The organism is Bradyrhizobium sp. STM 3809, assembly GCF_000239795.1.
Classification (GTDB): domain Bacteria; phylum Pseudomonadota; class Alphaproteobacteria; order Rhizobiales; family Xanthobacteraceae; genus Bradyrhizobium.
The window spans coordinates 1-10,110 of sequence record NZ_CAFJ01000313.1; the positions used below are offsets into that span (position 1 = coordinate 1).

Genomic DNA, 10,110 nt, shown 5'->3' on the forward strand with positions numbered 1-10,110 from the left:
CAGGACATNGAGGCGCCACTGCGCGATCTCGCCGCCCGGCTGGAGGCGGGTGCGGCGACGGACGTGTTCGCGTTCGAGCCTGCGCGCTGCGCCGCGCCGCTGCCGCGCGCGCCGCAATGGCTCGACGGCTCGGCATTCCTCAACCACGGGCGGCTGATGGACGTCGCCTTCAACAAGCCGGCGATCCCGGATTTCGACACCATCCCGATCATGTATCAGGGCGCGAGCGACGACTTCCTCGGCCCGCAGGCCGATGTCCCGTTCGTCTCCGAGGCCGACGGCATCGATTGCGAGGGCGAGTTCGGCGTCATCGTCGACGAGGTCGCGATGGGATCATCGGCCGCGCAGGCCGCGCCGCGCATCCGGCTGCTGGTGCAGATCAACGATTGGAGCCTGCGCGCGGTCGGCGCGCGCGAGGTGCGCACCGGCTTCGGGTTCCTGCAGGCCAAGCCGTCGACGAGCTTCGCGCCGGTCGCGGTGACGCCTGACGAGCTCGGCGCGGCCTGGCACGATGGCCGCATCGCCATGGCGCTGCACGTCCAGCGCAACGGCGAGCGGATCGGCGCGGCGTCGGGCGGCGAGATGGCGTTCTCGTTTCCGCAGCTGATCGCCCATGCCGCGCGGACGCGCCGGCTGAGCGCGGGCACGATCATCGGCTCGGGCACGGTCTCGAACGCCGATCGCAACGCCGGATCGAGCTGCCTCGCCGAGGTCAGGGCGATCGAGATGATCGACCACGGCGAGGCTCAGACAGCGTTCCTGCGCTTCGGCGAGCACGTCACCATGGAGGCCCGCTTCGCCGACGGCAGCCCGGGCCCGTTCGGACGCATCCATCAGCAGGTGGTGCGCGCCTCCGGCGCGACGGCGGCCTGAGCGATGCGCATCCTGGTCACAGGCGCTGCGGGCTTCATCGGCGGAGCATTGCTGCGGCGGTTGCTCGCGGACGCGACTGTCGCCGAGATCACCGCCATCGATCTCGCGGCGCAGCCGTCGTGGTCGTCCGATCCGCGGGTGCGCTGGATCAGCGGCGCGCTCGATGCCGCCGTGCTGGCCCGGCTCGGCCGTCCCTCGTTCGACCGGGTGTTCCATCTCGCCAGCGTGCCCGGGGCGCGCGCCGAGGCCGAGCCTGTGCTCGGCCGCCGCGTCAACCTCGACGCCTCGCTCGATCTGCTGCAATGGCTCGCGGGATCGGCCCATCGCCCGCGGGTGGTCTACGCGAGCAGCATCGCGGTGTACGGCCCGTTGGATGCGGCGGTGGTGAGCGCGCGAACCGAGCCGCGGCCGGCCACCACCTATGGCGCCCACAAGCGGATGGTCGAGATCGCGCTGGCTGATCACACCAGGCGCGGCGAGCTCTCCGGCGTCTCGTTGCGGCTGCCCGGGATCGTGGCGCGGCCGCGTCCCGTCAGCGGGTTCGGCTCGGCCTTCATGAGCGAATTGCTGCACGCACTGGCCGCGGGCGAGCGCTATGTGTGTCCCGTGTCCGCGGCGGCGACCTGCTGGTGGCTGTCGCGGACGGCGGTGGTCGACCATCTCGTTCTGGCGGGCGCCGCCGAGATCTGCGGCGTGCTTCAGCTGCCGGCGCTGCATCTGTCCGTCGCCGGGGTGGTGGAAGGCCTGGGGCAGATGTTCGGCGCCGAGCGGACGCGGCTGGTGACATACGACCCCGATGAGCGCATCGAGGCCGTGTTCGGCCGCTATCCGCCGCTGGACACGCGCGCCGAACTGGCGCTCGGCTTCCACCATGATGGATCGGTCGCGGCGCTGCTCTCGCATGCGCTGGCGGCTCATGACGGCTGATCGCGCCGCTCACCGCGCGATCGTGCCAGCCCGAGCCATTCCGATCAGAGCCGCGTCCGGCTCGCGATCGGGGCGGATGAGCCCGGGATGTTTTTGATGGATGCGGATCCGACCGGACGGACGAGCCCGCGCGAGCGGCGCCACTGCTGCACGTTCACGAGAATTCCGGCGAGGAGCAGCGGGGCGGCGGCGAGAATGGCCATCAAGGGCGAGAGCGGCTTCGGCGAGATCATCTCCAGCACCATCTCGGAGACCATCCACAGCGTGCCGAAGACGAGGGCGAAATCCAGCGCGGGGATGCGCAGCCAGTACAGGAAGCCAGCCACGAGGACGGCCGGCGCGATCGCAGGGCCGATCATGTAGAAGGTCAGCTCCGGCGGCGTCAGGGCGTCGAGAAGCATCGATGCCAGCAGCCAGAGGCTGAAGAACATCACTGCACCGTCGAGATATCGCATGGCCAACCTCCGCCGCGACATTTTGGCGCAATCTTTGTCCGGTTTGTGGCTGTCTCGTCAAGTCGGGAACTTCCTCGGACCACCGCTGGCGGTGGCCGAGAAGGTCATCGGCTGGACGCGGGGGCCGGCACTTCCGCCGCCGGGCGCCGCACCACCGCGATACCATCCACCATCGTCGCCGCCTGTCCCGCCTGCTGCCTCTCGAGAGTGCCGGCGCGCAGGCGCGGCGCCGGCGCAAGGCCAGCGCCGACGCCAGCGATCACGGCGCGTGATGGCCGGCGACGGCCGCTTCGAGCCGTGGCTTCAGCACGCGGAAGCGCTCGTCGATCTGCTCGGGATGATCGCGGTTGAGCGCGATCATCGCGCGCCGCGTCTCGTTGGCGCGGATCACCTCGCGGGCGCCGGCGACGAGGCCCTCGACCAGCGCGTCCGCGACCATTTCGGGCGTTTCCCGTGCGAAGCCGAGATCGGGACCGGCCTTGTTGCTCGCCATCATCGGCGTCTCGGTCGCGCCGGGATACACGGTCAGGACCCGCACGCCTTCGTCGAGCAACTCGCGATGCAGCGCCTCGCCGAACCTGGCGAGTCCGGCCTTGGCCGCGGCATAGGTGGCGTAGAACGGCGCGCCGACCAAAGCGATGCCGGACGCGACGTTGATGATGACGCCATCGCGGCTGGCGCGCAGCAGCGGCAGCGCCGCGCGGCTCCACAGGATCGGCGCAAGCAGATCGACCTCGATCATGGCGCGGATGTCGGCGATGTCGGTCGTCTCCAGGCGACCGGCGCGGACATTGCCGGCATTGTTGACGAGCATGTCGAGCCGGCCGAAGCGCTCGCGCGCCAAGGCAAGCGCGTTGGCACAGGCGGTCTCGCCGGCCACGTCGCCGCCGAGCGTCTCGACCCTTGCTCCATGACTGGCGGCGAGGTCCGCCGTTTCGGCCAGCTTGGCCTGTGTGCGGCCGAACAGCACGAGGTGTGCGCCGCGTCGGGCCATCGCGAGCGCCGTGGCGCGGCCGATGCCGCTGCCAGCGCCGGTGATCAGGGCAACCTTGCCGTCGAGGATCATGGCTTTGTCTCCTCAAGACATCAGGCTGCGGCCGCAGGCGAAGCGAGCGCGGCCAGCGCGGCCTCCGGCTCCAGCCGGGTCCGGTAGTCCGGGCTGACATGCGCCAGCAGGATGCGGCCCCCCTTGGCGACGACATAGGTCGCGGGCATCGGCAGCGACCAGCGGCCGTCGCCATTGTGCACCGGCAGGTCGTGGCCGAACTTCTGATACAGCGCCTTGATCGGCGCGGTCAGCTCGTAACGGATCCCAAGCGCATCGGCGAGGCGGCCGTCGGTGTCCGACAGCACGTCGAAGAGAAGCGCGTTCTTCTCGGCGGTGCTCAGCGTGTTGTCGGGCGTCTCCGGAGAGATCGCCACCAGACGCGCGCCACGCGCCGTGATCTCCGGCAGCAGCGCCTGGTAGGCGCGCAGCTCGAGATTGCAGTAGGGGCACCAGCCGCCGCGATAGAAGGTCACGATCAGGGCGCTGTCGGCGATCAGCGCGGCGAGATCGGTGACGCCGCCTGTGTGGTTGGGGAGGGTGAGGGCGGGGAACAAGGCGCCTTCCTTGAGAGCGCGAGCCGCCAGGTCCTGGAGCGCTGCGTTGTCGGTGTCGACCAGCGTGGCGATGTCGTCGCCGACACGCGCCGTCCAGGCGGATTTGAAGGCGTCGAGTTCAGTTTGCAGAGACATGATGATGGCTCCTTGTGAGGCTGCGGCGTCGGAATCGAAGCGTGCTTGTGGTGAACCTCTCCCCGCCTGCGGCAGGGCGATCGGATGAGATGATTGGAGTTTTGCGCGCGCCTGCCGCCACATCGTCATGGCCGGGCTTGTCCTGGCTTGTCCCTGCCATCCACGTCGTTCGGCATGCGTGGATCGGCGTGGATGCCCGGGCCTTCGCCACGCCGAAGCGGCTTCGGCCGCGCAGGCGGGACAAGTCCGGGCATGACGGAGTAACTCACTGGCGCAATTGTCCGTCGGCACAGCCCCAAATGATTCATGTGGGATGGCGCCGGCGGGAGCAGCGTGATGGCATCGTCAGATGCCGATCTTCAGCGCTGTCCCGCCATCATCTGCTGCACCAGGGCGTTGGCGCTGGCGCCTTCGAGGGCAAGGCCGTAGCCGACCTCGCGGACGACGCGCTCCTTCAGCGGCTGGACGAAATGGATGCGGCTGTTGCGGCGGGTCACCTCGGGCTGGCGCAGATAGAGCGCGGCGAGCTCGCGGGCGAAGGCGACCGTCGTGCCGTCGTCGACGACGTGATTGACGACGCCCCAGCTCGCCGCCTCCTGTGCCGACAGCGGCTGCGGGTTCAACAGGAAGGCCTGGGCGCGGCCGGCGCCGGCGCGATACGACCACGTCGTGAAGATGCCGTCGCCCGGCACGATGCCGCCGGCGAAATGCGGCAGGTCGTGGAAGGTGGCGCCGCGGCCGGCGATGATGACGTCGGCGAACAGCGCATATTCGGTATGGATGTGGGCGCGGCCCTCGATCGCGGCGATCAGCGGCACGCGGATGTTGGCGATGTTCTCCAGGATCTGCGTGCCCTCGTCATGCACGCGCGACCAGGCGTTGGCGTCGCCGACATTGCCGAAGCTCGCGAAGTCGATCTCGGCCATGTAGTCGCCGACGCCGGTGAGGATCACGATCTTGTTGTCGCGGTCGCGGCCGATCTCATAGAAGGCGTCGGTGAACTCGGTGTGGTCGCGCGCATCGAAGCGGATCGGCCCGCCGTCGCTGTGCATCTCGACCAGCAGCACGCCCTGGGCATCGCGGCTCAGGCGCAGATGGGCGAAGCGGGTGAAATAAGACGGGGTCATGGCTCTCTCCGTGGCGGTTGCCGGCGGTGGGCCGGCCGTTGCTGATGGGAGGAGCATGGCTCATTCGATGCCCTTGGATAATTCTCGTTGGGTCGATATCATTCATACGTTTTATGTATGGGGGCAGCGATGGACCTGCTTGGACCGATGCGGACCTTCGTGCGAGTGGTCGAGGCCGGCAGCTTCACCGCTGTCGCCGACGAGCTGAACACGACGCAGCCGACCATCAGCCGCCAGATCGGCGCGCTGGAGGAGCATCTGCGCACCCGCCTGTTCACGCGGACGACCCGGGCGCTGACGCTGACCGACGATGGACGGGTGTTCTACGAGCACGCGCTGCGGGCGCTGGAGGCTGTGTCGGAGGCCGAGGGCGCCGTCGGACGCCGCCGGCAGAAGCCGTCCGGGCTGTTGCGGCTGGCTGCGCCGGTCGTGTTCGGGCGGCTCCATGTGGTGCCGCGGCTGCCGCCGTTTCTCAAGCGCTATCCCGACGTGTCGATCGACCTGATCATGGGCGACGGCTTCGCCGACCTGGTGGAGCAGGGCATCGACGTCGCCATCCGTGTCGGCGACATCACCGATCCCGGCCTGATCGCGCGGCGCATCGGCACGGTGCAGCGCGTCACGGTGGCTTCGCCCGCCTATCTCAAGGCGCACCGCGCCCCCAAGGTGCCGGCCGATCTCGTCGATCACCAATGCATCGTCTACTCCCGGCTCGCCACCGGCAATCGCTGGCTGTTCGAGAGCGCGGACGGACCCGTCGCGGTCGAGGTGAGCGGACGCTATCGCGCCGACAATTCGGAAGCGGTGCGCGACGGCGTGCTGGGCGGCCTCGGCATTGCCGTGATCCCGACCTTCGCGTTTGCGCGCGAGATCGAGACCGGCGCAGTGAAGGTGCTGCTGCAGGACTACGCGCCGCGGCCGCTGCCGATGCACGCGGTCTATGCCTCCCGCCGCTTCGTGCCGCTGAAGGTGCGCGCGATCATCGATCATCTCGCGCATGAATTCTCGCTCGATGCGCGGCTGTCGTCGTTCACGGCATGATGTTGCAGCCCCACGACATGGAACGGCCGCCTCGCGCCAGGCGTTCGACTGGAGCGGCCGGTATCGCCGGTGACGAGCCAGGAGAGATGGCAATGGAACGTACGATCATCGGCCACTTCGCCACGCGCCGTGAGGCCGAGCTTGCCGTCGAGCACCTCGTGCAGGATCACGGCATCGCTCGCACCGACGTGTCCGTGCGGGCAGCCGGTCCAGCCAACAGCGCCGGCTCGCAAGCCGCCGGCGCCGCCGTCGAGAGCGGCCATCCCGGCGTCGGCAAGAAAGGTGCGCCGGAGCTCGAAGGCGAGATCGAGGTCGCGGTCGGCGGCTCGACCGCGGGCTCCGCCGACATCGCGGGAGTCCTGAAGGAAGCGGGCCCCGCAGCGTCCGCCAGCGGTAGCCAGCCGGTCACAGCCGCGGGTCGATCGGCTCGCTTTCCAGCGCCAGCACGGCGAACACGCATTCGTGCACGCGGCGCAGCGGCTCGCGCGCCACGAAGCGGGCCAGCGCCTCGTGGCCGAGCGCGAACTCGCGCAGCGCGAGGGCGCGCTTGCCCTCGAGCTTGCGCTGGCGCAGGCGGGCGATGTGCTCGGGCGCATCGTATTCCGGGCCGTAGATGATGCGCAGATATTCGCTGCCCCGCACCTTCAGCGCCGGCTGGATCAGGCCCTTCGGCCCGCGCGCGACGAAGCTCTTGGGCTTCACCACCATGCCCTCGCCGCCGCCGGCTGTGAGCTGCTCCCACCAGGCGGTGGCGTCGTTCACTGCGGTCTCGTCGGCCAGAGTCACGACGCGCCATCGCGTGCGCGTGATCACGGGATCCGCCGCCGCCAGGCGGTCGGCCAGCGACATGTGCCAGACGTGATCCTGGTCGAACCAGACACGGCCCTCGCTCGCGAGCAGGTGGAAGGGCGCGACCTTGAGATCGTCGATCCCGCCGACCGGCCAGACATAAGGCGCCCACGCCGCGCCATAGCGCCGCGCGCGGGCCGCGCGCGCGTCGAACTGGTCGCGCAGCGCCGTGACGTCGAGGCCGCGTGCAGCGGCCCGCGCCAGCGCATCGGATGCGGCGTCGAGACCCGCGACAGAAGATGCCGCCACCGGCGCGTACTGGCTCTCGATCAGAGCGCCGGCTTTGGCCGACCACGGCATGATCTCGGCGTCCAGCAGCAGCCAGTCGGTCTGCAGCTCCTGCCAAAGACCCGCACTTTCGACGGCGCTCCGCAGCCGCGTCAGCAGCGCCTCGGTCATCGCCGCGTCGTTGAAGAACGCGCGGCCGGTCCGCGTCCAGATCGCGCCGCTCTCCGCGCCGGCAATGCCGAACCGCGCCTTGGCGACATCGGCGCTCCTGCACAGCGCGATGACGGCGCGCGAGCCCATGTGCTTCTCCTCGCACACCACCTCGGTGACGTTGCGGGCGCGGAAATGCGCGAACGCCTCCTCGGGCCGCTCCAGCCAGCCGTCGCGCGCGCTCGTCTCCGACGGCGACATCGTCGGCGGCAGGTAGATCAGCCATTGCGGCGGCAGCGCGAAGCGGCTCATGACCTCCAGCGCCGCCGCGGCATTCTCCTCGGCCACGACCATGCGGCCGCGCAGCGTGGTGTCGATCCAGCGCCGGCCGGTGACGTCGTCGATGTCGAGCAGCTGATCCGCCTCGGCCTGCGCGGAGGCGCTGCCTGCGCGCAGGCCGAGCGGCCGTACCGGCTCGCACCAGACGCGCTCGGCCTCGACCTCGACGAGCTCGCGCTCGGGCCAGCGCAGCGCGGTCAGCCGTCCGCCGAACACGCAGCCGGTGTCGATGCAGATCGTGTTGTTGACCCATTCGGCATGCAGCATCGGCGTGTGGCCATAGACCACCGCGGTCGGCCCGCGATAATTCGCGACCCAGTCGGCACGCACCGGCAGGCCGAATTCGTCGATCTCGCCGGTGGTCTCGCCATACAGCGCGAACTCGCGCACCGCGCCGGAGCCGCGGCCGATCATCTCCTCCTTCAGCCCGGCATGCGCCACCGCGAGCCGGCCGCCATCGAGCCAGACATGGCTGCGCAGGCTGTCGAGAAATTCGGGCAGGCTGTCGCGGAAGCTGCGATCCTCATTCGCAAGCTGGTCGATCGTCGCCTGCAGCCCATGCGCGATCGTGACCTTGCGGCCGGCGAGCCAGCGCTGGAATTTGCGATCATGGTTGCCCTGCACGGCATACGCCGCGCCGGACGCGACCATGCTCATGACGATGCGCAGCACATCCGGCGATTGCGGTCCGCGGTCGACGAGATCGCCGACGAACACCGTCTTGCGCCCTGTCGGCGGCGTCACCGTGACAGCGCGCCGGCCATCCTGCTCGCGCCAGTCGACCTGATAGCCGAGCTTGCGCAGCAGCGCCTGCAATTCGCTCGCGCAGCCATGAACGTCGCCGATGATGTCGAACGGGCCGGGGTCGTGCCGCTTGTCGGTCCAGAGCGGCTGCCGCGCGATCGTCGCGGCCTCGATGCGCGCGACGCTGTCGAGCTTCCACACTTGGCGAAAACCCTCGCGCTGCAGGCCGCCGAGGCCGCGGCGGATCTCCGAGACCATGCGCTGCACGACCGGGCCGCCGAAGCTGCGCTCGGGACGCGACCTGTTGCGTTCGATGCAGATGTCGATGCCGGGATCGAACACGATCGCGACCGGCAGCGCGTGCCATTTGCGCGCCAGCTCGACCCAGCCCTTGCGGTCTGCAGGGCGCACATTGGTGGCGTCGATCACCGCGAGGCGGCGATGCTTGAGCCGCCGCCCGGCGATCTCGCGGACGATGTCGAAGGCGTCGGCCGAAACGTTCTGGTCGGTCTCGTCGTCGGCGACCAGCGCGCGGCAATGGTCCGAGGAGATCACCTCGGTCGGCAGGAAGTGTTTGGCGGCGAAGGTCGACTTGCCGGAGCCGGTCGAGCCGATCAGCACGACCAGCGCGAAGTCGGGGATGTCGATGTTCATGACGGTGCTCAGCGGGTGAAGACGGCCATCTGTGTCGGCGCGCCCAGGGTCTCGTCGTGATGGCCGATGCCGGAGACGGCGACCTGGTAAGTGAAGGTTTCGCAGACGCGCTGCGCCCAGGCGGCGAATTCGGCACGCGTCCATTCGAAGCGGTGGTCGCGGTGCCGGAACTGGCCGGCGGGCAGGCTCGGAAACAGCGCATTGTAGTCGGCGTTCGGCGTGGTCACGACGACCACGCGCGGCCGCGCCGCGCCGAACACGACGCGTTCCACCATCGGTAGCCGATCGGGATCGAGATGCTCGATCACTTCGACCAGCACGGCCGCCTCAGCCTCGGACCAGCGCGCATCGCGATAGGTGAGCGAGCCGTGCAGCAGTGTGACACGCCCCTCGGGCGGGCCGCCGGGCGCGTCGAGCTTGAGCCGCTTGGCCGCGCGCTCCAGCTCGCGGGCGGCGGGGTCGAGGCCGATCAGGCGCTCGGCAAAGCGCTCGCGCAGGAGCAGCTGCAGCAGCTTGCCTTCACCGCAGCCGAGATCGGCGATCGCCCTGGCGCCGCTGTTGCGCAGAGCCTCGACGACCGCGGCGAGGCGCAGATCGTTGAGCCGGATCGGCGCCTCCAGCGTTTCTTCGGACTGGCTCTGCGCCTCGGTCTCCAGCGCCTCGTCCTGCGTCTCCGGCGCGAGCCGCGCCAGCGCCGCGCGCGCCAGCACGCCGCGATGCCGCAGGTAGCGGCGCACGATCAGCTCCTTGGCCGGATGGGCGTCGAGCCAGCCTTCGCCGCGCTTGAGCAGCTTGTCGATCTCCTCGTCGCCGACCCAGTAATGCTTGGCGTCGTCCATCACCGGGATCAGCACGTAGAGATGGTTCAGCAAGGCGCTGAGCCTGTTGATGCCGCGCAAGGTAAGGCGGACGTAGCGGCTGGTCGTGTCGCCTCGGGGACCCGCGATGGGCGCCAGCGCGACGTCCCAGCCGAGCGGCTCGAACAG

General features: G+C 69.7%; 9 protein-coding genes. 3 read left to right on the forward strand and 6 right to left on the reverse strand.

Translation table 11 applies throughout. The features are described from left to right. A partial coding sequence (locus BRAS3809_RS17430) for a fumarylacetoacetate hydrolase family protein (protein WP_035656574.1) occupies positions 1-873 on the forward strand: 873 nt, incomplete at its 5' end. Positions 874-876: 3 nt separating this feature from the next. Further along, the gene (locus tag BRAS3809_RS17435; protein ID WP_008963418.1) at positions 877-1,800 is read left to right on the forward strand and encodes an NAD-dependent epimerase/dehydratase family protein; all 924 of its coding nucleotides are present in this window, start codon (positions 877-879) and stop codon (positions 1,798-1,800) included. Between the two features lie 44 nt (positions 1,801-1,844). Here BRAS3809_RS17435 and BRAS3809_RS17440 read toward each other — a convergent pair whose 3' ends face one another. From BRAS3809_RS17440 to BRAS3809_RS17455, 4 genes are all read right to left on the reverse strand, one after another. After that, entirely contained in the window at positions 1,845-2,231 is a 387-nt protein-coding gene (locus BRAS3809_RS17440) for a hypothetical protein (protein ID WP_008963419.1), read from the reverse strand. Between the two features lie 283 nt (positions 2,232-2,514). Next, positions 2,515-3,321, reverse strand: a complete 807-nt coding sequence (locus BRAS3809_RS17445) for an SDR family NAD(P)-dependent oxidoreductase (protein WP_008963420.1) — start codon at positions 3,319-3,321, stop codon at positions 2,515-2,517. A 20-nt stretch (positions 3,322-3,341) separates the two neighbouring features. Further along, positions 3,342-3,992: a peroxiredoxin-like family protein gene (locus BRAS3809_RS17450; RefSeq protein WP_008963421.1), complete on the reverse strand. Its 651-nt coding sequence runs from the start codon at positions 3,990-3,992 to the stop codon at positions 3,342-3,344. Between the two features lie 359 nt (positions 3,993-4,351). Further along, a complete protein-coding gene (locus tag BRAS3809_RS17455) occupies positions 4,352-5,119 on the reverse strand; it encodes an enoyl-CoA hydratase/isomerase family protein (protein ID WP_008963422.1) in 768 nt (255 codons plus the stop codon). 129 nt (positions 5,120-5,248) lie between these two features. Between BRAS3809_RS17455 and BRAS3809_RS17460 the strand changes: the two genes are divergently transcribed. Next, a complete protein-coding gene (locus BRAS3809_RS17460; protein WP_008963423.1) occupies positions 5,249-6,160 on the forward strand; it encodes a LysR family transcriptional regulator in 912 nt (303 codons plus the stop codon). Between the two features lie 405 nt (positions 6,161-6,565). Here BRAS3809_RS17460 and BRAS3809_RS17470 read toward each other — a convergent pair whose 3' ends face one another. Next, the gene (locus tag BRAS3809_RS17470; protein ID WP_008963424.1) at positions 6,566-9,124 is read right to left on the reverse strand and encodes a polynucleotide kinase-phosphatase; all 2,559 of its coding nucleotides are present in this window, start codon (positions 9,122-9,124) and stop codon (positions 6,566-6,568) included. 8 nt (positions 9,125-9,132) lie between these two features. Then, positions 9,133-10,110: 3' terminal RNA ribose 2'-O-methyltransferase Hen1 (locus tag BRAS3809_RS17475; protein ID WP_035656586.1), on the reverse strand; the 978-nt coding region annotated here is incomplete at its 5' end.